We start from the raw sequence: 23,285 nt of genomic DNA, 5'->3' as shown, positions 1-23,285 counted from the left end.
AACTATCAGTTATCATAGCTTCAAGCTATGATAACTGATAGTTTTTAAGTGTTAGTATATATCGAAGTAACCACGTATACTTACTTGTAATTAAGAAAACAAACTTGGAGGAGTGTATATACTTATGACAAGCAAGTTACCTTTAAAGGCAGATCATGTTGGAAGTTTTCTAAGAACCGAAGTTATTAAACAGGCGAGAGCAAGCTATGCAAACGGAGAAATTGATCAAGCGGCGTTAAGAGAAGTAGAGGATCAGGAAATTGAGAAGCTTGTTAAGAAGCAGATTGATGTCGGGTTAAAAGCAATTACAGATGGAGATTTTAGACGAAGCTTTTGGCATCTGGATTTCTTTGTCAGTTTAAAAGGAATAGAAAAAGTAGAAATAGATCGAGGCTTACAGTTTGCTGATGGTGTTGAAGTTCGCAGAGTGAGCTATGAAATTAAGGATAAAATTGAATTTGATGAAAATAATGCCCTTATTAATGATTTCTTATATCTTAATGACCTAGTGAAGAAATATGGTGATGGGACACAAGTTGCTAAAGTCACTATTCCAGCTCCAGGTGTTATTTTCTACCGAAATGTAACAGAAAATGAAAAGAAAGTATATGCTGACGCACATGCATTATTCCGTGACTTGGGGAAAGCATATCGTGAGGTTATTCGGCAACTATATAATGCTGGCTGCAGGTACATTCAATTCGATGAAACAACATTGACTACTTTTGCTGATGAGAACTTTGTATCTTTAATGACAGGAATTACTGATTTATCAAAAGATGAAGTACTTCAGCTTATTATTGATGCAACCAATTATGCATTAGAGGATAAACCAGCTGATTTACTTGTATCTGTTCATATGTGCCGGGGCAATTTTAAGTCAAAACATATCCATGCTGACGGCGGTTATGATTATGTTGCACCATCCTTTGATAAGTTAAATTACGATGCTTTCTTCCTGGAGTATGACAATGAGCGGAGTGGTGATTTTAAACCATTGGAGAATATTCAACGCCGTGATGTAGAAGTAGTGCTTGGCGTGTTTACATCTAAGTTTCCAGAGCTGGAGGATGAGGATGTAATTAATAGAAGAATTAAAGAAGCCAACCAATACATTCCTTTAGAAAATATAGCAGTAAGTCCGCAATGTGGCTTTGCCAGCACAGAGGAAGGAAATGTTTTAACAGAAGAAGAGCAGTGGAATAAGGTGAAGCATATTATTCAAATAGCGGAGAATGTATGGGATAGAGCTTCTGTTGATAAATGAACGCAAGCTTAACACGTTGTCCTTATAGTTATTGTTTGCAGGTTACCTCTTTAAAATTAAAATAAAGTTGCACCCTTTTAACCCTTTGGATAGGATGAGTCCAAAGGGTATTTTTATAGAAAAGAATAATTTAATTCCAGTTTCATTTGAAAAATAAAAAATAAATGCAACTTTATTTTAAGTGATTCGTCTCATTTATACAGGAGATGATATGGAGAGGCTTACTTATGTCAAAAATCAATCCATTAGAGATGATAGAGGAAATTTATAATGAGCATTATGCTTATTTAAAAAACTTTTTAATAGGTCTGACAAAAAGTGATGAAATCGCAGATGATATTATTCAGGAACTTTTTTCAAAAATACTGATAAACCCAACCAGTGTCTATAAGGTAGATTATATGAAAAGCTGGTTGACTAGAGGAGCAAAGAATACACTGCTGGATTACTACAAAAAGAAGAAGCCTGCATTGCTTCATAATGATCGTGTTATCGAATCCCTATTAATTGACAATCACACGCCAGAGGTGGATTTTATGATACATGACCGTTTAGAATCTGCTCTTGGCAGGTTATCCGATACAGATAAAGCAATCATCCTTGCGAAAGAGTATTACGGATATAATTATCAGGAAATCAGCGAATTACTCAACTTACCAATCTCTACATTAAAGTCAAAGGTTTTCAGAATGCGGAAGCAAATGATAAAAAAGGGGTGATAAAATGGACGACCAAGAAAAAATTCACCTATTATCTCAGGAACTAATCCCAATTATTGATGACTTGGATGAAGAGACGAAGCAAATTGTATTGGAGCATATTGAAGAATGTGATAAATGTAAGAAGTTATATTCTGAAATGGTTGATATGGATAAGGAAATTCCTGAACATGCGTATGACGAAGACGTTGAAATAAAGCCTTTAAAGAAATTAGTGCAGTTTAATACAGGGTTAAAACTGTTATTGATTGCAGTGAGGATCATTATTCTGTTTTATATCTCTTATTCAAGTTTCCGATTCCATGATTTGGAATCTCTTGATCAAATGATAGCAGCTTTTCAAGGTGGAATTTTACTTTTTTACTTTCCCGCTGCTGTTTTTCTGCTCGTATTCACATTTACTTTTTTTAATAAGAAATGGCTATGGATTTCTTTAACGGCTGACATCATTATTATTTTCCTGTTCGGAAATATTTTACAATCCTTTATTTAAGGAACTGGAGGGATCGATATGAGTAATATTTTATTGATGGGAATCTTTTTTGGAATAATCGTGTTTCTGTTTACGTTCATTGCTTCTAAAAAGAGCGGAAAATATTATACAGCGCCCATTGTCACCTTTCTTTTCAGTCTTGCTATCGTTGCATATAGTGTGATTATAGTTGGAGGTTTTGAAGGGATGGGTATAGGCGTTTTGGGAGTGGGCTTTCTGATTGTGAGTATTGCAGGGACGCTCCTCATGCCTTTGTTAACTAAGCGGAATTTTGCGAGGTCATTTACCAGAAAAGATACATGGACTCTTATTCTTTTACCTATATTACTTTTTGCAGTGATAGGGTTAAGTATTTATTTGGAGGATAACTACTGGGTTATTGATGATGGAGAAACAGATATTGTAGAAGGGGAAGACAGCTATTACGAAGTTTCTACTATTCTTGAAGGAAGAAAGCAGGTTTCTTTGAAGTTAGGTGAAGAGTATGCGGGAAAAACTGTTGAAGTGGAGAAGGTGTCTAAATGGGGAGCTACGGAAGTCACTGTGAAAATTGTTGATGGTGAAAGCAATGGTAAAACTGGCTATATTCATATTGGCTTAGATGAAATAACAGAGCCCTTAACTGTGCAAACAACAGATGGGGTTGTATTTGAATCAGATACGGAAGAAATTTATGAGTGATTCACTGTATTTTGAAAATAGTATCTTTATTAAATAACTGTTAGTATCTATAAAAACAGTTGCATTATTACTGGTCGTTAATGTTAGCTGTTTTTCCACCGAATATTTAGTAATCAAATATTATCAAATGAACCAGCAAAAAATGCCAAAAAGGGATATGTAATATTTATAGAAATCCAGATATTTATTACAGTGATATTATTCACTATTTCTAAGCTCCTGCTCTAACCTAGAATAATATGCTAAACCTTTCAGTATTCTACTAATATACGAAATAGGAGAAGAAAGTATCGTTCAACGGCTTATAGAAAAATCCGAACGAATCCATTTTAATGGACCGTTCGGATTTGAAAATAAGAGATACCCCTTACTTACATATTAATTTTCGTATCTTCCAGACACCGCTCAATCGTCTCCACTATCGCCTGACGGATATCTGCTTTGTTGTATTTTAAGAGCGGCATTGTATCGTTCGGATCGATATACGCATCCCGATTTTGAATTTCTGCAGTGACGGCTTGATGGATGCCGTGTTCTTTTCCTTCAGCCGCTGTTTTTTCATCATATTGTGCCATAGCAGGCTTTATTTGTTCGATTGGAACGACTTGGACGACCGTTTCTTTTTGTCCAAGCTCATCAGCAATCATTTGGAAGAAATCTTTATGCTTCATATTTGTATCGGAAATAGCATAATGTTCTCCATGTTTGCCATATTCCAAAGCGCCGATTGTTGCTTCAGCTACCTGTTGCACAGTAACCATAGCTGTTCCTCCGCCAAGTACCGGAACAATTTCTTTTCCTTGGATTTGCGGAAGAAACATCGCCCATAATGGTGTTCGTCCGGGCATTGTTCCAAAGATATATGGAAGACGCAGAGACATAACATCCATTTGGCCTTCTCCTTCCATGAAGGCTATTTCTTCCTGTAATAGTCTCGTTCTTGGATAGGCCTGTTTTTTCAGGTTAAGCTCTGGCCATTCTTCCGCAAAATGAGCAAAGTAAGAACCATAAATGACGAATTTTTTTACCCCGGCGGCCCTGGCAAGACGAGCTAACCGCTGAGTTGGAATCACATTCGCTTCATAGAAAAAATGAGTCGCTGGTATTTCAGGAACCATTCGTTCATCAGCTCCCGCGGCATAAATAAACATATCCTTACCAGCTAATATATCTAAAATTTGTTCATCGGTCATTTCATTGATATCGCCAAGATGACACTCCACTTCCGGTGGTAACAGTTCCGGCGCCGGCATTGGAGGCAGTGCGACTGTGGATACTTTGTAATCCCGTTTCAATAATTCCCGAACGGTATGATACCCGAGTAATCCTGTTCCTCCCAAAATAAATACGTTTTTCATATGTGAACTCCTCCTTGTTTGTGAATGATTGATCAATGTTTCTATCTTTAGTATAGCAGGAATAAACAGAAGTGAATGTATAGGATGTGGCAATCATGTGAAATGTTTCACATGATATTAGAAGAAAACAGTTTAAGAAGAAATATCTCAATGATGCTGCATGGAAGGATTATTTCAATTTAACTGACAGTAAAACGCTCACTTAAAGAATTTAAAATAATGAAGAATAATAAGCGAGGATTTACTGCCAGTATAAGCTTGATTCTTTCAAGTAGCTGCGGATAGGGCAGGTCGGGTAATATAGAGTGCAATTCAGATATTAGCGAAGCCCCGACTGAATAGAAATTCACTTTAAAAGGGGTTTTTATATCTGGCTTACTTACCCATCAGTGCTTTCTATATAAGTGATGGAAACCTTTAAATTAGCATTTTTTTCACGAATATGATCCAGTAATTCTTTATCAGTCACCTCATTTTTCATACGAATAGCATAAGTGTACAAAATCATTGTACCAAGGTTAGTAGTTTCTACCTGGCGTAATGAAGCACTTAACGTATAGTCAGCAAGTACGTCATGCATTAAATTTTCATAATTCAAGTTTTCTGGTACAGTTACCTTCAAAATTTGTGTATCTTTCCCTTTTCCATATTCAAATTTGTAAAGCAAATAAAGTACTAAACAAGCAAATAAAGTGAGTATGATTGCCAGGTCAAATCGAAAAAGCCCACACGTCATGCCGGCACAAAGACCGAAGAAAATATAAGCAATATCTTTAACATTGGTAACAGCACTTCTGAAGCGAATCAGTGAAAAAATAGCAAATAAGCCAAATGCAACGCCGGCATTGTCACTAACAACATTCATAATCACGGAGACGATAATGCTCAAAATAATAATGGTGTGCACGAATGATTGTGCATAGCGTTCACCTGTGAATGTGATTATGTATACCTTCGTAATAATCAAGCTCAGTAAGGTTGCCATGACTAATGCAAGTAATATCATATAAACGCTAGATGGCTCACTAGCTTGTAAATCGAATATTTTATTAATAAAATCCATTCTATATCCCTCCCGTTGATACATATTCTTTTTCAATCCCAGTCGGCAGTTGATCTCTCTGCAATAATTCCATGCTGGTACAGTATTTAGAGGCGCTTCGCTGTTCGCATTGAAGCGCTTGTAAAACGCGGGTTAACCATAACGGGACACTATCATTTACTTTTACTTCCAATACAATGAGATTGTGATCAATAAAATATTCTCCGTCAGAACCATGTTCCAGAAGCAGATCATCATTGCGGCAGCGTAAGTTAAAATCAAATGTAATACGCAGATCAGGATCGTCTATTCCGTGAAGTGCATGGCGGTCATAACTAACAACCATTTCCGGTTTTAATTCGTATAATGACCGAAAATGATCGATTTCACGAAGTACTTGTACATTAGATGTATGAAAGCTGTTTAAATGCTGCTCATCCCCTTTTTCCATATAGAGGTACGCTTCTTGTAATGGAAGTAACATCCTGCGTTTGTTGACTACATTGTTATGTTTTTGTTTTACCTCAAAAAAAGCTGTTTCATCAATGCCTGTTTCATTATAGGTGCGCAGGCGAAGCTTTTGCCTGAAAGCTAATTTATTCTTTGTTTCAAAATAAATTTTGTAATCATTGCTATCAAAATATAAGCTGCTGACAATATATTTTCCATCTGTACCAAATGTATCTGATCGCATATAAGGCATTATTTGTTCCAGCAGGAGTGAATATTGTTCCAGAGTAATCAGGTATTTTTGCTCTTTCCTTTTGAAAATTTCTATTGCCAATTTTTTCACCTCCTTTTGTATACTAGCTTAAGTAAAATTAATAAGAAGCCGATTAAAATTTGGTTAGAACTTTATGAGAATAAAAATGTAGATAATATGTTACTTGGAAGACAAAGAAACGCATGGTTGAATTGTCTTTCATTCAACCATGCGTCATCAGCGAGCATTTATTTTTTTCGTGACTTTATAAATCCATCCACAGGATCCCACACTAAACCGACAATAAATAGAATAAGAATCCAAAATGTAGATTGATTCCAAATCGTGGTTATTGTATCAAATGCTTCAGAACCGGCCGTAACCACACCAGCTTCTACTAATTGGTTCATAAATTCAGGGTTCCAAAAATCAGGTCCGCTAATCATAAACAGTATTGCTGCCATCGATATGACATTTACAATTGTTGTATAAGCAGCTAACCTGTACGTCCATTTCCCGGCAACGAGCTTAAGGCATTCTTTGATAATTCCGGCTCCAAATATGAGAAAAATAAACAATAAGTAGGAGCCATAGGTTTGTTCATTTAAAAATGGAACAACACCATTAAATTCATCCTGAAACACCCAAATTCCAAAGTACTCATTCGAAAAGGCAAGAAATACAATGATAATCGTGTAGAAAATAATTCCGACAATCGACTCGCTGCGTTTGATTTGTCTCTTTTCATCTGGAATGGGCGATAAGTCAGCGGGTTTCCATTCCTTTCCGATTAAATCTTTTTGCTTTGTTCCACCGTACAGCTCACCGATAGCAAACCAGAATGTCGCCCAGCCGAAAGCCTGTGGAAGTTCTGTAACGGCAGAAACAATCATATCAATAAAATGATCTAAAATAGACATTGGCTCTAAAATAGTTTGGATGATAAATCCAATACCTATTAAAGAACTCATAACAATGAGAACAATCTTCACCACTAAAATATAGGTGTCAAAAAGCTCTGGGCCAATGATATATTTCTTTTTCCCCCGATATTTATCAGCTAATGACCTTGGGCTGCCCAGTTCCAGCAGGACCTCTTCTACATCATTTTCTTTACCGTTCCCTTGCCCTGCCCGTTCCTCCAGCATATCTTCAATTAACCCGCGCAGTTCAATTGCAATATCCTCCCGCTGCGATTGGGGCAGCTTTTGAGTAACCGCATAAATATACCGATTAATCATCTCCATTTTCGTCACCTCTCTTATTTTCTATGATCTGATCCAGACTTGCAGCAATACTTTTCCATTCTGTAACCAGTAAATCAAAAACCTCTTTTCCAGTTTTACTCAGTAAATAATATTTCCTCGGCCTTGATTCGTTTGTATCCCATTTACTTTCCAGTAGTCCCTGTTTTTCCAATCTTCTCAGCAAGGGATATAATGTTCCAGGCTCAACATGTATCCCTTTATCACTGAGCATCGTTACGAGGGAATACCCGTATTGCGGCTCTGAAAGCTGACTTAGTGCGCCAATTGTAATGGTTCCTCTACGCAATTCCTGCATGATTTTATCTAAATGTTCCTTCGCATCAGTCATGTAATCAACTCCTATATTCATTATAGTGTATGACACACACTATTGTAAAGTGCATATTAAAGTGTTTTGTAAAATATTTTATCAAATAAACATCCTTTTTCTTAAAAATCGGAAATTTAGCAAATAATTTGATACAATTATGGAGACAGATTTAGATTGCAATTATGGAAAGCGGCGTATTCTAAGGAGGGATTTCTTTGGAATTTAAAACGGAAAGATTATTAATCAGACCATTCAATGAAGAAGATTTACAGGATGTATTTCATATTTATAATAACGATGCTACCTGTAAATATCTCTTGAATGATAAGTGGGCGCATGAAAATAAACAGAAGGAGTTTCAGAGAAAGCTGGAGAATAATGTACTGACTAAAGAAACCCCTTTAAGCCTGGCGGTAGTAAGCGGCACAAAAGTAATCGGTGATTTGACTGTATGGTATACAGAGATGAAAGATACAGTTGAAATTGGTTACACCTTTTCTTCAGAAGCTTCGGGAAAAGGCTATGCAACAGAAGCTGTGAGTGTTTTAGTGAATAAGCTGTTTAGTGAATTTAAGGTACATCGTATACAGGCTAATCTGGATGCAAGAAACGAAGCATCGCAAAGATTATGTGAGCGTATAGGTATGAGGAAAGAAGCGCATTTTATCCAGGATTACTGGAGTAAAGGGGAATGGACAGACAGCTTAGTGTATGGAATGTTATCCTCGGATTTTAAATAAGGTTACGTATTTATTATTTTTAAGGAGAACTAGTCATGGAATTAGAAACGGAAAGACTTAAGGTTATACCATGTACGGAAGAAACGGTTGAAATCGCCATTAATCAAAAATATGATAACGGACCGCAAATCTCAACTTATTTGAAAAAGTTAAAGAAAGATTCCTCTTTACTTTATTGGGGAACCTGGCTTGTCGTACGGAAATCAGACGGAATTGTCCTCGGTGATATAGGATTTAAGGGAAAGCCGGACGAAAATGGAACAGTGGAAGCAGGGTACGGGTTCCTGGAAAGCTATTGGGGAAATGGTTATGCAACAGAAGCTATGGAAGTGCTGATCCATTGGGCTTTTAAAACATCAAAGGTAGACAGGGTAATAGCTGAAACACTTCTTGATAACTATGGTTCTATTCGCGTGCTGCAAAAATTAGGAATGAAAAAAATAAATTCAACAGAAACAATGATTCATTGGGAAATAGGAAACCCTGAGTGAAATAAAAAGTTTATATTAGATAGGAATGTCTGATGTAATTATTTTGAAAGGAGGCGTTGTTTTATGAAAATAATGATAACGAAGAGTGGGGTGCAATTCATTTAAGGGAAGCGTATCAGGCCCCTGTAAACTGCGTGGTCCCTATCTATAATTTAGGAGGATCATATACTTTGGGGAATATTAAACAAATAAATTCAATAATGAAGAAGATTGACAAAGTGGAATTTGAACTGCAGGAAGAACATAATTTTAATTGGTTAAAGCAGTTCGGTACAGTGTTTTGTGTTTTTGACCAGCAAGACTCTGGAAATATAAGCTTTGGTGTAGAGAAAGAGGGGCAAAAGTATTTTGTGAAATATGCTGGAGCAAAACCGGTTGATTTTACAGGAAACCCCGACGATGCTATAGAACGGCTGAAAAGGGCAATACCAGTTTATCAGTCTCTTGAACATCCATATTTAATAAAATTAGTCGATTATATTTCTATTGAAAAAGGGTATGCCATAATATTTCAATGGTTTGAAGGGGAATGTTTACATGCTCATTGGCTGTTTGGCGGGGCAGCAAAATATACCAATACTGAGTCCCCTTTTTATCGTTTTAAGAATTTAAAAATAGAAAAACGTTTAAAAGTTATTGATGCTATATTTTCATTCCATACCTATGTGGAATCTCAAAAATATGTTGCTGTAGATTTTTACGATGGAAGTATCTTATATGATTTCAAGAACCACGAAATGAAAATATGTGATATTGATTTTTACAGGAAAGCTCCTTCTGTTAATGAGATAGGAGAGGAATTCTGGGGTTCAAAACGCACAAAATCTCCAGAGGAATATAAAATTGGGGCACCTATTGATTCTATTACAAATGTTTACAATATTGGAGCTGTTGTGTTTGGATTAATTGGCGGTGAAATGGACCGCTCCTTTTCCAAATGGGAAGCTGATCAAGAACTCTATAAAGTCGCCGCAAAAGCAGTCGAAGCGAATCGTGATAAGAGATATTCAACCATAGAAGAATTTTACAACGCTTGGAATTCTGCATTAAATCAATAAACTTTTAGAAGAAAAAGGATAGCTTTCGAAAGAAGTTGCCCTTAAGTTTTATTTTAACTAGCTGGAGAGATTGTAACGATGTGAGCTTAGCATAATGAATAAGGGAGGTCTTACTTTGAATAAAAGAAAACCGGGAATATATTGGGGATTTCATCCATAATAACGGTAATTATCAGTATCATTATATTTTTTATAGACAGAGGACCAAATGCAGATATTTATTTTATTATTAAAATTTTTGGGGCGTTTTCAATCATTGGTATATTATTAGCAGTATTCTCTTGGGTCATATCTAAACGTGTCGTCTATTTAATCATCGGAATATTGGGGAATGGATTGGTTTTAGCGTATGGATTTTTACTGCTAATAGCAATGGGAATAAGCGAACCGTAACAATTCATTTTAAAAAATAGAGGAGAGGTACTTTAATGAACAATCCTATCTTAAACCAAATTGGAACAGTATTTATCCCGGTCAGTGATATTGAAAAAGCAAGAGATTGGTATTGTGATATTTTAGGATTAAAAGCGGATGGAGAAATACTTTTCGGTCATTTATATGTTATCCCTATGGAAGGAACAGGAATTGTGCTGGATAGTAAGATTTACGCAAAAGAGAACATTTTTAAAGTACCTGCATTTCATCTGAATACCAAAAACATTGAAGAAGCATTTCAATATATGAAAAATAAAGGTGTGCATGTGATAACGGAGATTGAACATAACCATTACTTTAATTTTCAAGATCCGGACGGGAATATGTTAATGATTAGTGAATGTTAGCTCCTAAAAGCAAAAAATCGGAATGAGCTAAAATCTCATTCCGATTTTTAGTCTTAAGACTGTTGTATAAATCTTCATTATTTAATTCAGCTCTAAAGGTAAAAAAGCATAATCTCCATCTCTGAGAACCGCGCCTTTACGAACAGAAACAGGATGCTTAAAGATAGGGCCATCCAATACAGTCGTATGGAACTCTCCGCTTTCTCCGCAGGAATCAATACCACGATTTTCAAGCTCTCTCACGTATTCGTGGTCTAATGTTCTTCCTAAGTCTTTTTCCTGCATACCAAGTGATAGATTAACTGTCACAACTGTCGCAACAAATCCCAGGTCGATGAATTCTCTGACAGCTTGTCGGTGATCCATTTCCCATAGGGGCATGGCCAGCTTTAATCCAGCTTTTTTTGTGACTTCATCGTGCCAGCAGCCATGCGCAGGCATATCCAAGTCGCCGGTAACCAGTACTTCTCCGCCTTGCTTTTTTGCTTTGTTTAAAAGATCAATAAATACCTTTTCATAATCTGCCCAGCTTGCGGCGGCAGTGTATACCGGCAATCCAATCGAGTCAGCCTGGGCTTGTATAATCGCTGGAGGCATGCAATGAGAACGGGAGCGATTTCCTTCTTCCTCCATCATGACAATGAGTCCAAGAGCTTCCCCAGCCTTCATTGATTTATAAAGAGCCAGAGATCCGTCCTTTCCTCCGCTGAAGGAAGTGATAAATTTATGGCCATGAGCATTATTTTTCCAGTTTCCTGAATCCGTCATTTATATCCTTCTCCTTTATATGAGCAACATTTACAAGCCTTCTTCCTCCATTTTATCAGCTTTGTTTATTTTTCGTCATTTTTGTCCTTAACCACCTGTTTATCCCGATGTAATACTATTCTTAATAAAATTCACGAGAGAACCGGCTGCTCCTGTGATTGCACCTATTACGATACCGGTTGTTACGCTGCTGAGAAACGCAAATATACGGACAATGAGGTTTACTGCGATTTGAGGCAGGTTACTTAAGTTGCCCCCAAATTGAATAGGCGTATCTAAGGCAGTGCTCCATAAAATTTGATGAACCACTGCTAAAAATATCCCATAGAAAAAACCGATTAATAACAGGGATAAAAAGGTTTTCTTTATATTTTTCGAAAGGCTATACATAATCCATATAATAATTGGGCCAAAGACCAATATGCTGTTTACCAGGCTGCCCTCCTCCATAATAGATAGATCGTGGGCAATGACACGAGGAACACCTAGCAGGGAAAGCATGATTAAAGTAAATAAAGGCACACCTAAATAATTATTTATCCTTTCAATAGACAATAAGAAAACTCCTCTCTTTTTTTGAATAGAACTATTATTTCTAGTGCTGCTTCATATAATAGGATGAAGAGCTTAAAGAAATCTAAAGGATTTATTAAATATTTATTAAATGGTGGTTGTGATTAACAAATGGACTTCAACTATTTTTGAGTTAGAATATACAGATATTTTCAAAAAAAGATGAATCCAGTATTGATTCAGGTTACAATAATGATATATATACTCCATTATTTTAATAGGGGAGGGCTCGTATGGTTATTGGTGGTTTTATGTGCTTGGGAATAGGTATCGGTTTTTATACAGGGAATATTCCGGCGGGGACAATGATAGGAATAGGGGCAGGTCTGGTTGGAGAAGCAATATATCAAAAAATGGGAAAGCATTCTTCGGAAGAGGAATAAGATAAACGTATTGGATGGATTGAGGTTAAACTTGATTCCATCCAATACGTTTTTTTATGGCGAAGAAATAAATTTTGAGCAGACAGTTTAAAAACGGTATGTTAAAATTAAATTGATTAATCGACCAAAAAATTATATGTTTAACCAATTTCGTGTGAAGGAGATCATAAATTGGAGATACAAAGAGAAACTCAAACTTCTAAAAAAAGAGCAATTTCCTTAGATTTAGCCAGGGGATGGATGCTCTTATTAATTGTTCTTGCTCATGCGCCCTTATTTTTATATAATGCTGAGCCTGGTGTAATGAGCCGACCGGAAAACATTACTTTTATCGATACAATCGTCAATACATTTGGAGAATTATTTATAGACAATCGTGCGCGTCCTTTGTTTGCGGTTTTATTTGGTTATGGATTGATGATGATTTTTGAGAAACAAATTTTAAGAGGGAATTCCCAAAAAGCAGCACTTAAAACAATTCGGCGAAGGTGCTGGTATTTAATATTATTCGGGATTATATTTGCCGTTGTAATCGGCGGGCAGGATATATTGATGGCTTATGGGATTGCTGGTCTTTTAACAGCCTGGCTGCTGGCGAGGGATAACAAGACCTTAATCAAAGCTGCCATTTTTATCACTGTAATTATTTTGCTCTATCTTCCCTTATTATGGGGCGTTTTTTTGAAAGAAATGGGCAGTTATGGATTCGGAGTGGAAGTGATACCGGATATTGGGTATCTGCAATTCTTTATAGAAGCCGCTCTTTCTTTTCCAATCATCCCGATATTTATCCATTTTCTTTTTCCTGTTCTTCCTTCTGTTCTTATAGGCATGTGGGCCGGCAAAAAACATTTGCTGGTTAATTCTCAGCTTCAACATAGGACATTAAAGAAAATCGCTATGATAGGAATAATGATATCCATTATCGGAGCATTACCCTTACTGATGATTGATAAAGTATGGTGGCCAAGCCTTCAAACAGCAGGGATTATATGGGGGATTCATATCATAACAGGAATAGCAGCTGGAATAGGCTATGCAGCTCTGTTTGGAGTAATAGGTAACCATATTAAAAATCCTGGCTGGTTAACCTATTCATTGGTTGCCTTAGGGAAGCGTTCACTCACTTTTTTCATTTTTAACGAAACCATGCTGGTTATCCTGTTATCTCAGGTATTTTTTGATTTAGGCGGGACATTAGACAACAGTGGAGTGACAATTATTGCTATAGCTATATGGATAGTAGCTGTGGTTTTGGCAGCCGTTTTAGAAAAGCTTCGTATGAATGGACCTTTGGAAAGTGCTATGCAATATTTAGCTTATCAAAAGTATAAAGAAAATCCGGAAAAACAAAAAGGAGTCAAATACTAGAAGATATTTGGCCCCTTTCCATATTTTATAGCCTTCTGCAGTTTGAAAATTAATTATAGATTTGTCCTCCTGCGCAATTGACAGTAGATCCGTTTAAAGTCTTGGCTCCGTTCATAGCAAAAATAACAACATCTGCGATTTCTTCCGCAGTTGCCGGAATATTAGGTCCTGTAGAGGCAGCAATACCCGCACCAATTTCTTCTGTGTAAGTAGTGGATGCGGCAGCAGAAATATTCGTCTGCATCGTATTAGGTGCAACTCCTACTGCAAAAATATTTAAATCCTGATAGTCTTGTCCAATCGATTTTGTTAATCCGGCAAGTGCATGCTTGGAAGCAGCATAGACACCGTTAAAGGCTGTCGGTTTAAAGGAATTGGATGAAACAGTATTGATGATGGTACCACCGTTATTTTCTATCATCACAGGAATAACATATTTGATTCCTAAGAATGCCCCTTTTACATTAATATTCATTAAGCGGTCATACTCTTCACTTGAGTACTCATGAAGCAGACGGAATGGAATCATAACTCCGGCATTGTTATGGAAATAATCGATGGTTCCAAAAGCCTCAACCGTTTGTGCTACATAATTTTTTACATCTTCTTCATTGGAAACGTCAGCCTTTACAAAAATAACTTCGGCACCCAGCTTTTTAGCATCTTCAGCAGTAGCCTGTCCGTCCTTTTCGTTATAATCCACCAGGCTTAAACGATGCCCCTGTTCTGCCAGTTTTAATGCAACCGCCCGTCCAAGACCAGTTGCTGCTCCAGTAATTAAATAAACCTTGCTCACGAAAAATCCCCCTTTTAATAGCTTGTAAAGTATAGACCAGTTGTCCATTATTTATTCTCTCTCTCTTTATCTTAAAAAAGCGCTTACAAACTACCATTTTAAATAAAATATTGTTTTAATGTACAACTGTCTATTATAATAGTAGCATACGATGGAATTTTGATTCAATAACCAAAAAAATCAGGAATGTTGCTTAATGAACGGTTTTGTGAAAAATGTCTATTAAGAGGTGAATCAGCTTGAATTTAAATGATCTGCGAGTTATTAAAACAAAGAAGACGTTTCACGAGGCTCTAGTAAAACTTTTGAAGAATAAACCGCTGGATTCCATTTCGGTCTCTGAAATTTGTAAACTGGCAAAAGTAAACAGAGGGACCTTTTATCTGCATTATGAGCAGAAAGAGTGTCTGTTTGAAGAATATTTTAAAGTAGTTATGGAAGACTTAGAGGATTCTTATCAAGGGGCTTACCAGGATTTGCAGGTTCAGCCGCATGAGGTGGACCCATCTTCTTTACGCATCTTCCATCATGTAAAGAAATACGGTGACTTTTATAAAATTGTTTTTTCAAATAAGGCATCACTTTCCTATTACTACTTATTTTATGACAAAATAAAGCTGCTGCTTGGTGAAGTTTTAAAGCTGTATAAAAATGAAGATATTGATATTCAGCTCTATACTGCTTACCAGGCAAATGCGCTTGTCGGTATGATTATGCACTGGGTTGCCGAGGATTTTTCTTACAGTTTGGATTATATGAATGAGCAATATGCGCGTTTTTACAGGCTGCGTATTTAAAAAGGTATAAGGAAGGAAAAGTTTTATTGATATATCAGACTATTAAACGTTAGCAAGAGGCAGTTGTGAGAATAAGCTTGTGAAAAAAACGATAGGCAGAAAAAATGCTATAAAAGAAGTAAAGGAAGCTGTAACCAAAGCTTCTTTACTTCTTTTCGTTAACAAACGCTTACCTGATATACGAGTTTACCAAAGATTCCACGGGTATTTATCCGGCGGCTGAGACTTAACCTTAATCTCTTCTTTTTTTGTCGGGTGCTCTATTGCAAGCGTTTCTGACCATAAAGCAATCTGTTCTCCGGTTTGATTAACCTCTTCACCGTATTTTTGATCTCCATAGAGCGGTAAATCGCGGGAAGAGAGCTGAACACGAATTTGATGCGGCCGGCCAGTATGCAGTTTGATAGAAAGCAGACTTAAGTTTTCTTTACTGCCGATAACTTCATATTCTAATTTTGCTTTTTTGGCGTTCTTATCATCTGGTTGTGCTGTGTACACTTTATTTTCACGTTTATCTTTTACCAGATAATCTTTTAATAATCCATACTTTTTCTTTGGCTTTCCTCTTACCACAGCTAAGTATTTCTTTTCTACTGCCTGTCTTCGAATGGCGTCAGATAAGCGGGAAGCGGCTTTGGATGTTTTTGAAAATACCATTGCTCCTCCTACAGGGCGATCCAGACGGTGAACCATTCCCAGATAAACATTCCCCGGTTTCTGGTAGCGGATTTTTAAATCCTCCTTCAAAAGATTAAGCAAATCCTGGTCCTTTGATCTGTCCTCCTGTACGGGAATATTGACAGGCTTTTCTACAAAAAGTAAATGATTGTCCTCATAAAGAATTGGAACATTCACGGGTAAAACTCCTTTATTTCATACTGAGGCAATGATAACATAGCAGATTTTTTAATCAAGGGAGGATCTTCTTATTAGCATCCCAGCAGTAAATCAATCGTTTGTTTGAATTATAAAATGAAGTCTTCGTAAAGCTGCTTCTGCGATGATATTTAATGAGAAGGTTATGCCTTCTTGCTTATTTCTTGTTTATATATGGAATTATGGTATATTAAAAAACCAATGAAAATCTATAAAGAAATGAAAGACATTTAGATGGAGGGCAGAAGATGGAAGAGAATGTATTCAATCAGATGGCAAAAAAATATGATACAGAAGATCGAAAAAAGCTGGCAAATATTATTGCCGGGGAGATAAAGACAGTTTTGGCCGGTAAGCAATATCATTCTGTTATGGATTATGGCGGAGGGACAGGCTTGGTGACATTTCAGCTCGCTGATCAATTTAAAAAGGGATGGCTGGTTGATTCCTCTCAAGAAATGATTCAGGTTGCTCAAAGTAAAATAGAGAAGCAGCAATTAACTCATTTTGAAGCAGTAGAATTTAATTTAGCGGAAGATGACGGTTTGAACTTAAATGCAGATGTCATTATCTTATCGCTTGTTCTGCTGCATGTTCCAGATATAGGGCCGCTTCTGCAAAAATTAAGCACAATGCTAAATCCAAACGGCATGTTTATTATCGTCGATTTTGATAAAAATGAAAGAATCCAGCATCCAAAAGTGCATAATGGTTTTACTAAAGAGGAAATAAGCAATGTATTAAACGATGCTGGTTTCCAAAATATTGAAATGAATACTTTTCATCATGGGAATAATATCTTCATGAAGCAGGATGCCTCTCTGTTTATTGCGACAAGTACAAAATAGTTAAAAGGCAAGGAGATGTTCCTCTTGCCTTTTAATTATTTTAAGAGACTCGTGTGCCATTTGGAACGTGTTCATCCGGACTCAGAAGAACGACATCTCCATCTTCTGGAGTACCGCCGATAACAAGAACCTCTGATTTGAACCCCACAATACGCATTGGCGGGAAATTAACGACAGCTGCAACCTGACGCCCATTGAGCTGTTCAGGAGTATATCTGCGTGTGATTTGAGCGGAAGAATACTTTGTTCCAATCTCTTCTCCAAAATCGATTTCTAATTGGATTGCCGGCTTTTTTGCTTCAGGAAAAGGTGCAGCATATCGAATGGTGCCAATTCGAATATCCAGTTTTAAAAAATCCTCTATCGTTGCCATTTTTATGTTGTCTCCTTTAATCAATTTATTTAAGCTGAGGTCATCGTTGCAGATTTATTCTTACGATTCATCGCGCTGGATGATCCAATTAATAATACAATCCCCATAACTAAAAGTGAGATACCTAGCCAGGCGGTTGTATTTAAGCTTTCTCCTAATAGAAATACTCCTAATAATGCTGCGGTTAAAGGCTCTGCCAAGGCAAGCGTTACCGCAGTTGAGGAAGAAACTTTAGCCAGTCCTTTGGCAAAAAGAAAGTAGGCTATCCCAGTAGCTATAACTCCAAGCTGCATACTTACACCAATCCCCTGCAAGCTCATCACCCAAGATATATCAAAGATAAATAAAAACGGAGCTAAGAAAATAGCGCTGAGCGTAAAAATAACAGCAACAACATTTAAGGATGGGAATTTTTGAGCCATATCTCTGCTGGCAAGTGTGTAAATGGCAAAGGAAAGTCCTGCTCCCAAAGCCATGATGACGCCGACAGGATCTACATAGGCCGCCTCTCTGTTTACAAACAAAAGAATACAGCCGGAAATGGAAAGAATAGTGGAGCACCACCAGGTTTTTGATAGACGGGATTTAAAAAATATCCATTCCAGCAGACCTGATAAAATCGGTGCACTTCCTATTGCTGCTACTGTTCCGATAGCCACTCCGGTGATAGTAACGGCAGAGAAAAACAATGGCTGATATAGCGCCATGCTCAAAGCAGCTAAAATAGTAGCTTTCTTTGGCCAATTTTTTAACTCTAATTTGCCAAACAAAAGAACCAGAGATAATAAAAAGAGCCCTCCGATAGCTAAGCGGATTGTTCCAATCGCTATAGGATGCGCACTTTCAGGTGCAAAAGCTTGCGTGGTGCCTGTTGTTCCCCAGAGTACAGCTGCCAGCAGGATTAGCAAAGCGGAAAGTTTTCCTTGCATTTGACCCACTCCAAAAAAGAATATTAAATTCATCATAGAAAATTTTCGCTGTGTTTTCTATACCTGGTTTAATATCCTTTTATCTGTTTTAAAGAAATCTGTATTTTTTTGGAGCTGTTCCCTTGTGCCTGACGAACCATCTTGTAAAGGAAGAAGCATTCTCAAAGCCCAATTCTTCACTGATCCGGGACATGGACCATCCGGTTGAAAGCAATAAATGCTCTGCCTCTTGTAAACGAAGCTCTAAAATATAAGCTTTCGGACTTTTACCGGTTCTTTTCTTAAACCATTCCGAATAATAAACTGGATGATAATGCTCTATTTTTGCCAGAGTTTCTACCCGGATCGGCTCCTTGAAATGCCTGTGAATATAATCAATAGAAGGCGGATTGGAAGTCTGCAGTTTTTTTGCAATGTACCTGGTTAAATCTGACAAGGGAGATAGACCATTTCTCGCAGCTGCCTCTTCCAGCAATAAATAACGGATAGAAGTCCAGTGTTTATCTAATCGGATATGCATGCTTTCAGTGCTATCCGGTAAATAATGCAAGGGAATATCCAATATTAAAAATTCATTTCTGTCTACAGAACGGTAATTGTGGTGAAAGTTTGGAGGAAGATAGAAACAGTAATCTGGTCCGAGGTTTATTTTCTGCTGCTGTGTCCGGATATCCAAAGAACCGTGCAGCGGGAAGAGAAACTGTCCAAATTCATGCTGGTGTGAATGAAATTCTCTGGAGTAGGACCTTTTTTCACAAACAATTTGCTGGCTTCTTTCCATCATGTTTTCTCCCTTCAAGGTTAAATTTAAAATATCGTATCATTAATTTGCAGTAAGGTAAATGAATGGAAAGAAATTTTTATCACACTTTGCTTGTTTTATTGTTGGAAATTCAGTATCAAACCAGTTAATTTTTTTTTAACAATTGATTCGCATCATCTTGCTTGTATAGAAACATGATACATGGGATCGGTTTAGCATTAAAGTATAAGGTTTTAAAAATTAAATATGATTCTATAATTATATTTACATACATACTGTACGTATGTTAAAATAAATCTAAATTATAACAAGGAGTGAAGAAAATGAAGCTTAGCGGTTTTTATCCGGTATTGATGACGAAGAATGTAAGCGAAACCAGTGCATTCTATTTACAGCATTTTGGATTCTCCATTGTTTTTGAAGCGGATTGGTATATAAGCTTGAAGCAGGAAGAAACAGGAGGGGAGCTAGCAATCCTTCAGGCAGACCATGAAACTGTACCTTCTTCCTTTGGAAATATTGTCCAGGGTCTAATTCTTAATTTTGAGGTAGAAAATGTTGATGAAATATATGACCGGTTAATTAAGAAAAACAAATTGCCTTTGCATCTCGATTTACGTGATGAGGCATTTGGTCAAAGGCATTTTATTACGAGTGATCCAAGTGGTGTATTGATTGATGTGATTACAGTTATACCTCCTGATAAGTCCTTTCAAAATCATTATAAAGAAACGGAAGAACAGGGATGATCATGAGCGAGTATATAGCTTTAAAATATTATTTTGATAAAGAACTGGCTCTCAGGCTGGCTGATTTAATTGAGCCGCATTATCCTGCTTTTTCTAAATATAATTTTGTAGATGCGGTGAGGGCAGAAGTAGCGGAGAAAGAACTGAAGGCGCGTGTGGAAGTAATAACGGACACTTTAAAGCAATATCTTCCTGCAGATTACGAAGAAGCTTTGGCTATTTTATTAAATATTCTGGGACCAGAAAATGAAACTGAAGAAGGGATGTTTACCAACGGTTATTTCTTGATGCCTGTTGCCTTTTTTGTTGAAAAATATGGATTAGATTATTTTGATTTATCCTTTCAAGGCATGTATGAAATTACGAAGCGCCATACATCGGAGTACGCCATCAGAGCCTATTTGATGGCGGACGTTGATCGTTGCATGAAGTATTTTCAAAATTGGATAGGAGATTCTAATCCGCACATTAGACGCTTAGTAAGCGAAGGAACCCGGCCGCGCCTTCCATGGGCTAAAAAGATGCCTCCAATAAAGAATGATGTACGTAATAATTTATATCTATTAGAAAAATTAATGTGTGACACATCACGTTATGTTCAAAAATCTGTAGCCAATCACATAAATGATTTAACAAAAGAGAATCCTGAAGCAGTTCTCCAATGGATGGAGCAATATGTATTAAAAAAGGAGAATATAAATCCGGAAATGATTAAAATTGGATTCAGAACATTAATAAAGTCAAAGAATGAACATGCAGTGGAATTGTTGTATCAAGTTGAGCAGAAAGGGGAGGCGACATGAAGAAAAATAAAGCTGAAACAGAGCAAACGGTACAAAACTTAATAAACATAGCACGGCATCACTTTACAGCATATGGATATGCAAATGCTTCTTTAGAAGAAATCGTAAAAGAAGCAGGCTTAACAAGAGGCGCTTTATATCATCATTTTAAGAATAAAAAAGGGCTTTTTCTTGCCGTATTTGAAGCAGTTCAGGAAGAAGTAGGAGGCTATGTAGAGGCAGCTGCAGCGCAAAGTAAGGATAGCTGGGATCAATTAGTCAATGGTTGTCAGGCTTTTCTGGAAGGAGCCGTAGAATCACATAACCAGCGTATCCTCTTAATTGATGGACCAGCAGTATTAGGCTGGGATACATTCCGGAAAATGGACGAAAAATATTCAATGAATTCTTTAAAAGAACAATTACAATCAATGCAGGAGCAAAATTTAATAAAGCCTCTTTCTGTAGAAGCGATGACACATTGTCTTTCTGGATCAATGAATGAAGCGGTATTATGGATTGCTAATCACCTTGACAGAAAAACAGATGTAATAAAAGAAGCAATGACAGTTTTACGGCATTTGTTAGAAGGATTGAGAGAAGAACAAAATACATAAAAACCTGACAAATAGGAGTGGGGAATGTACAATAACTTTGCAAACCGGCGAAGGGAGCAGTTATACACGGCTAACGAATGGAAAGAGCTTCAAAACGCCTTAAAGCTTGTATTCTCTTATATGTAAAAGGGCTAATAAAAAATGAAGTAAGACAACTCTTCAATAAATAATATATAAACCAACACGGCAACTAAAAATAATGGGATGCTATTTGTTGAAAACAGCAGCATATTTTTAGCTTTGTGTGTTAAATTTCAGACCCATTTAATAGCCTTAACTGTTGTGCCTTGTCCGCTTTCCGATTGGATATCAAATTCATCCATCAGGCGCTTTACTCCGGGGAGCCCTGCTCCAAGCCCACCTGAAGTGGTATAGCCATCCTGCAGTACCAGCCTGATATCGTTTATTCCCGGCCCTGAGTCAGCAGCGATCATAATTATGCCTTTTTGATTAAATGAGACAATGACTTCAAAAGAAATCTGCCCTTTACCTGCATATAAATAAATGTTGCGGGCTAATTCAGATATTGCCGTGGTAATACGCGCCTGATTAACCGTGCTGAAGCCAATCTGTTTTGCTATATCCCGGCCTACCTGTCTGGCCTGGACAATATCTAATTCCTTATTGATGTTCACAGTTGATTGAGTTTTCATAGTCTAGTCCTCCAGTTCTTGATAAAGTTTTATATTCCTTGCTTCAGATTAAGAACGATTGGAAATCGCTGGAGATGTATACCTGAATCAATCAGCATTATTGCGAATGAAAACCAAATACCAGTTTGCCCCTTTTTTAGTTAATAGTGTATCTTTCATCATTGTTCTCACAGTCTGAATTCCTTTTTAGTATTTTATTTAATTTTAAAAAAAGCCGAAAAGGATAAGATATCCCTTTCGGCTTATGTCTTAGCTCTATTGTCTAGACATTTCCACCATATTATTTTTTGGTTTAAGTATAAAGATAACAAAGCCTGTATCATTTTCAAAATCCCAGTCTACGAATACATCTTGTATTTCCTGATGAAGCACAGACTCTAAGAATTTTTTATCAATTAAACTCTTTTCCAGCTTCCGTTTTGACAGCCTGAGCTGGTTTTCAAAGCCGGAGCTGATAAGCTCCTGTTCAATCAGAACAAAAATATCCTCCCGTCTGGAAACTAATGTGCGAGAGTTAAGCATACATGATGTAAGCTTTTTTGGAGACTTTTGCGCTTTTTGGGTAAAACGGCTAATCTCCGCATGAACCTGTTTTTTGGCTGGATAACTGAGATAGTCCCCTGTTGTTTCATCCAGGTTGGAATCAAGTTCTGCAAAGAGAACTCCGTTTCTATTTTCTGTCGACCAGTCGTAGTAGATTTTGTCTACTTGTACTCCTGCCTGTGAAGAAATAATAGATTGTATCTCCGGAGTCAGTTCTTTCATTAACAGGTCACGGGTTTCCTGGAATTTTAATTCATTTTCCTGCTTCAGCAGAATTTTTTCCATAGGAGCTAAAAAGTTTCGTAAATAAATAGTAATGTATGGTTTTGCTATAGATACAAAAATTGCCTCCGGTCCTTTTCCGAAATTATCTCGAAATAATTTGCCGATTGCACTGGATATTCCGGATTCTACTGTTTTTTCCACTTGTTTTCTCCTTTTGGGTATAATCAATTTATATCTATATTCGCTGCGAAAATAGGACTGTGCTTCGATTTCTATTAGTATGATTGATAAATATTGAAAAAACATTTTAAGGACCGTACCTTATTT

Annotated in this window: 29 protein-coding genes; 15 read left to right on the top strand and 14 right to left on the bottom strand. The window is 36.9% G+C overall.

Annotation, left to right across the window (positions count from 1 at the left end):
- Window positions 1–124: 124 nt before the first annotated feature.
- The 4 genes from BN1068_RS22010 to BN1068_RS21995 all read left to right on the top strand — a co-directional run bounded on the left by BN1068_RS22010 (window position 125) and on the right by BN1068_RS21995 (window position 3,160).
- A complete protein-coding gene (locus BN1068_RS22010; protein ID WP_077604950.1) occupies window positions 125–1,267 on the top strand; it encodes a 5-methyltetrahydropteroyltriglutamate--homocysteine S-methyltransferase in 1,143 nt (380 codons plus the stop codon).
- A gap of 227 nt (window positions 1,268–1,494) precedes the next feature.
- Window positions 1,495–1,986 (top strand): RNA polymerase sigma factor, encoded by a 492-nt coding sequence (locus BN1068_RS22005; RefSeq protein WP_077604949.1) that lies wholly within the window; start codon window positions 1,495–1,497, stop codon window positions 1,984–1,986.
- A gap of 4 nt (window positions 1,987–1,990) precedes the next feature.
- Window positions 1,991–2,479, top strand: a complete 489-nt coding sequence (locus BN1068_RS22000) for a hypothetical protein (RefSeq protein ID WP_077604948.1) — start codon at window positions 1,991–1,993, stop codon at window positions 2,477–2,479.
- Window positions 2,480–2,497: 18 nt separating this feature from the next.
- Window positions 2,498–3,160, top strand: coding sequence for a YesK family protein (locus BN1068_RS21995; RefSeq protein WP_077604947.1), 663 nt, complete (start codon window positions 2,498–2,500; stop codon window positions 3,158–3,160).
- A 371-nt stretch (window positions 3,161–3,531) separates the two neighbouring features.
- Here the strand turns inward: BN1068_RS21995 and BN1068_RS21990 are convergent, their stop codons facing one another.
- From BN1068_RS21990 to BN1068_RS21970, 5 genes are all read right to left on the bottom strand, one after another.
- Window positions 3,532–4,518 (bottom strand): NAD-dependent epimerase/dehydratase family protein, encoded by a 987-nt coding sequence (locus BN1068_RS21990; RefSeq protein ID WP_077604946.1) that lies wholly within the window; start codon window positions 4,516–4,518, stop codon window positions 3,532–3,534.
- Window positions 4,519–4,897: 379 nt separating this feature from the next.
- On the bottom strand, window positions 4,898–5,581 hold the full coding sequence (locus BN1068_RS21985; protein WP_077604945.1) for a DUF4956 domain-containing protein: 684 nt from the start codon (window positions 5,579–5,581) through the stop codon (window positions 4,898–4,900).
- 1 nt (window position 5,582) lies between these two features.
- Window positions 5,583–6,344 (bottom strand): polyphosphate polymerase domain-containing protein, encoded by a 762-nt coding sequence (locus BN1068_RS21980; protein WP_077604944.1) that lies wholly within the window; start codon window positions 6,342–6,344, stop codon window positions 5,583–5,585.
- A 167-nt stretch (window positions 6,345–6,511) separates the two neighbouring features.
- A complete protein-coding gene (locus tag BN1068_RS21975) occupies window positions 6,512–7,510 on the bottom strand; it encodes an HAAS signaling domain-containing protein (RefSeq protein WP_077604943.1) in 999 nt (332 codons plus the stop codon).
- Window positions 7,497–7,859, bottom strand: a complete 363-nt coding sequence (locus BN1068_RS21970; protein WP_077604942.1) for a PadR family transcriptional regulator — start codon at window positions 7,857–7,859, stop codon at window positions 7,497–7,499. Before BN1068_RS21970 ends, BN1068_RS21975 begins: the two co-directional genes overlap by 14 nt.
- A 197-nt stretch (window positions 7,860–8,056) precedes the next feature.
- On the opposite strand from BN1068_RS21970, the gene BN1068_RS21965 reads away from it, so the two are divergent.
- The 4 genes from BN1068_RS21965 to BN1068_RS21945 all read left to right on the top strand — a co-directional run bounded on the left by BN1068_RS21965 (window position 8,057) and on the right by BN1068_RS21945 (window position 10,912).
- Window positions 8,057–8,581 (top strand): GNAT family N-acetyltransferase, encoded by a 525-nt coding sequence (locus tag BN1068_RS21965; protein WP_077604941.1) that lies wholly within the window; start codon window positions 8,057–8,059, stop codon window positions 8,579–8,581.
- A 35-nt stretch (window positions 8,582–8,616) separates the two neighbouring features.
- Entirely contained in the window at window positions 8,617–9,072 is a 456-nt protein-coding gene (locus BN1068_RS21960; protein ID WP_077604940.1) for a GNAT family N-acetyltransferase, read from the top strand.
- 200 nt (window positions 9,073–9,272) lie between these two features.
- On the top strand, window positions 9,273–10,130 hold the full coding sequence (locus BN1068_RS21955) for a serine/threonine protein kinase (RefSeq protein ID WP_077605202.1): 858 nt from the start codon (window positions 9,273–9,275) through the stop codon (window positions 10,128–10,130).
- 428 nt (window positions 10,131–10,558) lie between these two features.
- Window positions 10,559–10,912: a VOC family protein gene (locus BN1068_RS21945; protein ID WP_077604938.1), complete on the top strand. Its 354-nt coding sequence runs from the start codon at window positions 10,559–10,561 to the stop codon at window positions 10,910–10,912.
- Between the two features lie 81 nt (window positions 10,913–10,993).
- Here BN1068_RS21945 and BN1068_RS21940 read toward each other — a convergent pair whose 3' ends face one another.
- Together BN1068_RS21940 and BN1068_RS21935 are read right to left on the bottom strand one after the other, a co-directional pair.
- Window positions 10,994–11,680, bottom strand: a complete 687-nt coding sequence (locus BN1068_RS21940; protein WP_077604937.1) for a Dph6-related ATP pyrophosphatase — start codon at window positions 11,678–11,680, stop codon at window positions 10,994–10,996.
- 99 nt (window positions 11,681–11,779) lie between these two features.
- Window positions 11,780–12,235 carry a hypothetical protein gene (locus BN1068_RS21935; RefSeq protein ID WP_254846852.1) on the bottom strand — a complete coding sequence of 152 codons (456 nt, stop codon included), beginning with the start codon at window positions 12,233–12,235 and terminating at the stop codon, window positions 11,780–11,782.
- A 251-nt stretch (window positions 12,236–12,486) separates the two neighbouring features.
- Between BN1068_RS21935 and BN1068_RS23790 the strand changes: the two genes are divergently transcribed.
- Window positions 12,487–12,636, top strand: a complete 150-nt coding sequence (locus BN1068_RS23790) for a hypothetical protein (RefSeq protein WP_175637190.1) — start codon at window positions 12,487–12,489, stop codon at window positions 12,634–12,636.
- Between the two features lie 171 nt (window positions 12,637–12,807).
- Window positions 12,808–14,007 (top strand): DUF418 domain-containing protein, encoded by a 1,200-nt coding sequence (locus tag BN1068_RS21930; RefSeq protein WP_368483302.1) that lies wholly within the window; start codon window positions 12,808–12,810, stop codon window positions 14,005–14,007.
- A 49-nt stretch (window positions 14,008–14,056) separates the two neighbouring features.
- Here BN1068_RS21930 and BN1068_RS21925 read toward each other — a convergent pair whose 3' ends face one another.
- Window positions 14,057–14,803, bottom strand: a complete 747-nt coding sequence (locus BN1068_RS21925) for an SDR family NAD(P)-dependent oxidoreductase (RefSeq protein ID WP_175637227.1) — start codon at window positions 14,801–14,803, stop codon at window positions 14,057–14,059.
- Between the two features lie 239 nt (window positions 14,804–15,042).
- On the opposite strand from BN1068_RS21925, the gene BN1068_RS21920 reads away from it, so the two are divergent.
- Window positions 15,043–15,600 (top strand): TetR/AcrR family transcriptional regulator, encoded by a 558-nt coding sequence (locus tag BN1068_RS21920; RefSeq protein ID WP_077604935.1) that lies wholly within the window; start codon window positions 15,043–15,045, stop codon window positions 15,598–15,600.
- A gap of 186 nt (window positions 15,601–15,786) precedes the next feature.
- Here BN1068_RS21920 and BN1068_RS21915 read toward each other — a convergent pair whose 3' ends face one another.
- A complete protein-coding gene (locus BN1068_RS21915; protein WP_077604934.1) occupies window positions 15,787–16,455 on the bottom strand; it encodes an RluA family pseudouridine synthase in 669 nt (222 codons plus the stop codon).
- Window positions 16,456–16,724: 269 nt separating this feature from the next.
- Here BN1068_RS21915 and BN1068_RS21910 point away from each other — a divergent pair, with 269 nt between their 5' ends.
- Window positions 16,725–17,324 (top strand): class I SAM-dependent DNA methyltransferase, encoded by a 600-nt coding sequence (locus BN1068_RS21910; RefSeq protein ID WP_077604933.1) that lies wholly within the window; start codon window positions 16,725–16,727, stop codon window positions 17,322–17,324.
- Between the two features lie 40 nt (window positions 17,325–17,364).
- On the opposite strand, the gene csaA is transcribed toward BN1068_RS21910, so the two are convergent.
- The 3 genes from csaA to BN1068_RS21895 form a co-directional block, all read right to left on the bottom strand.
- Window positions 17,365–17,697, bottom strand: coding sequence for a chaperone CsaA (csaA, locus tag BN1068_RS21905; protein WP_077604932.1), 333 nt, complete (start codon window positions 17,695–17,697; stop codon window positions 17,365–17,367).
- A 29-nt stretch (window positions 17,698–17,726) separates the two neighbouring features.
- The gene (locus BN1068_RS21900) at window positions 17,727–18,626 is read right to left on the bottom strand and encodes an EamA family transporter (RefSeq protein WP_077604931.1); all 900 of its coding nucleotides are present in this window, start codon (window positions 18,624–18,626) and stop codon (window positions 17,727–17,729) included.
- Between the two features lie 88 nt (window positions 18,627–18,714).
- Entirely contained in the window at window positions 18,715–19,407 is a 693-nt protein-coding gene (locus BN1068_RS21895; RefSeq protein WP_077604930.1) for a helix-turn-helix transcriptional regulator, read from the bottom strand.
- Between the two features lie 305 nt (window positions 19,408–19,712).
- Between BN1068_RS21895 and BN1068_RS21890 the strand changes: the two genes are divergently transcribed.
- Genes BN1068_RS21890 through BN1068_RS21880 form a run of 3 tightly spaced genes read left to right on the top strand, consistent with a single transcriptional unit; the run spans window position 19,713 to window position 21,537 of the window.
- Window positions 19,713–20,138 (top strand): VOC family protein, encoded by a 426-nt coding sequence (locus tag BN1068_RS21890; protein ID WP_077604929.1) that lies wholly within the window; start codon window positions 19,713–19,715, stop codon window positions 20,136–20,138.
- A 2-nt stretch (window positions 20,139–20,140) separates the two neighbouring features.
- Window positions 20,141–20,941 carry a DNA alkylation repair protein gene (locus tag BN1068_RS21885; protein WP_077605199.1) on the top strand — a complete coding sequence of 267 codons (801 nt, stop codon included), beginning with the start codon at window positions 20,141–20,143 and terminating at the stop codon, window positions 20,939–20,941.
- Entirely contained in the window at window positions 20,938–21,537 is a 600-nt protein-coding gene (locus tag BN1068_RS21880; protein ID WP_077604928.1) for a TetR/AcrR family transcriptional regulator, read from the top strand. The genes BN1068_RS21885 and BN1068_RS21880 overlap by 4 nt, the downstream gene beginning before the upstream one ends.
- A gap of 254 nt (window positions 21,538–21,791) precedes the next feature.
- On the opposite strand, the gene BN1068_RS21875 is transcribed toward BN1068_RS21880, so the two are convergent.
- On the bottom strand, window positions 21,792–22,190 hold the full coding sequence (locus BN1068_RS21875; protein WP_077604927.1) for an anti-sigma regulatory factor: 399 nt from the start codon (window positions 22,188–22,190) through the stop codon (window positions 21,792–21,794).
- 255 nt (window positions 22,191–22,445) lie between these two features.
- The gene (locus tag BN1068_RS21870) at window positions 22,446–23,159 is read right to left on the bottom strand and encodes a Na-translocating system protein MpsC family protein (RefSeq protein WP_254846851.1); all 714 of its coding nucleotides are present in this window, start codon (window positions 23,157–23,159) and stop codon (window positions 22,446–22,448) included.
- Window positions 23,160–23,285 lie beyond the last annotated feature (126 nt).

Origin of the sequence: Oceanobacillus sojae (genome assembly GCF_900162665.1) — a bacterium.
Lineage (GTDB): Bacteria > Bacillota > Bacilli > Bacillales > Amphibacillaceae > Oceanobacillus > Oceanobacillus sojae_A.
This window is presented reverse-complemented; position numbering and strand designations above follow the sequence as displayed.

Bases quoted from the DNA above. Each gene is read 5' to 3' on its own strand.
- BN1068_RS22010 (WP_077604950.1), top strand. From the start codon at position 125: ATGACAAGCAAGTTACCTTTAAAGGCAGATCATGTTGGAAGTTTTCTA.
- BN1068_RS22005 (WP_077604949.1), top strand. From the start codon at position 1,495: ATGTCAAAAATCAATCCATTAGAGATGATAGAGGAAATTTATAATGAG.
- BN1068_RS22000 (WP_077604948.1), top strand. From the start codon at position 1,991: ATGGACGACCAAGAAAAAATTCACCTATTATCTCAGGAACTAATCCCA.
- BN1068_RS21995 (WP_077604947.1), top strand. From the start codon at position 2,498: ATGAGTAATATTTTATTGATGGGAATCTTTTTTGGAATAATCGTGTTT.
- BN1068_RS21990 (WP_077604946.1), bottom strand. From the start codon at position 4,518: ATGAAAAACGTATTTATTTTGGGAGGAACAGGATTACTCGGGTATCAT.
- BN1068_RS21985 (WP_077604945.1), bottom strand. From the start codon at position 5,581: ATGGATTTTATTAATAAAATATTCGATTTACAAGCTAGTGAGCCATCT.
- BN1068_RS21975 (WP_077604943.1), bottom strand. From the start codon at position 7,510: ATGGAGATGATTAATCGGTATATTTATGCGGTTACTCAAAAGCTGCCC.
- BN1068_RS21970 (WP_077604942.1), bottom strand. From the start codon at position 7,859: ATGACTGATGCGAAGGAACATTTAGATAAAATCATGCAGGAATTGCGT.
- BN1068_RS21960 (WP_077604940.1), top strand. From the start codon at position 8,617: ATGGAATTAGAAACGGAAAGACTTAAGGTTATACCATGTACGGAAGAA.
- BN1068_RS21955 (WP_077605202.1), top strand. From the start codon at position 9,273: ATGAAGAAGATTGACAAAGTGGAATTTGAACTGCAGGAAGAACATAAT.
- BN1068_RS21945 (WP_077604938.1), top strand. From the start codon at position 10,559: ATGAACAATCCTATCTTAAACCAAATTGGAACAGTATTTATCCCGGTC.
- BN1068_RS21940 (WP_077604937.1), bottom strand. From the start codon at position 11,680: ATGACGGATTCAGGAAACTGGAAAAATAATGCTCATGGCCATAAATTT.
- BN1068_RS23790 (WP_175637190.1), top strand. From the start codon at position 12,487: ATGGTTATTGGTGGTTTTATGTGCTTGGGAATAGGTATCGGTTTTTAT.
- BN1068_RS21910 (WP_077604933.1), top strand. From the start codon at position 16,725: ATGGAAGAGAATGTATTCAATCAGATGGCAAAAAAATATGATACAGAA.
- csaA (WP_077604932.1), bottom strand. From the start codon at position 17,697: ATGGCAACGATAGAGGATTTTTTAAAACTGGATATTCGAATTGGCACC.
- BN1068_RS21900 (WP_077604931.1), bottom strand. From the start codon at position 18,626: ATGCAAGGAAAACTTTCCGCTTTGCTAATCCTGCTGGCAGCTGTACTC.
- BN1068_RS21895 (WP_077604930.1), bottom strand. From the start codon at position 19,407: ATGGAAAGAAGCCAGCAAATTGTTTGTGAAAAAAGGTCCTACTCCAGA.
- BN1068_RS21890 (WP_077604929.1), top strand. From the start codon at position 19,713: ATGAAGCTTAGCGGTTTTTATCCGGTATTGATGACGAAGAATGTAAGC.
- BN1068_RS21885 (WP_077605199.1), top strand. From the start codon at position 20,141: ATGAGCGAGTATATAGCTTTAAAATATTATTTTGATAAAGAACTGGCT.
- BN1068_RS21880 (WP_077604928.1), top strand. From the start codon at position 20,938: ATGAAGAAAAATAAAGCTGAAACAGAGCAAACGGTACAAAACTTAATA.
- BN1068_RS21875 (WP_077604927.1), bottom strand. From the start codon at position 22,190: ATGAAAACTCAATCAACTGTGAACATCAATAAGGAATTAGATATTGTC.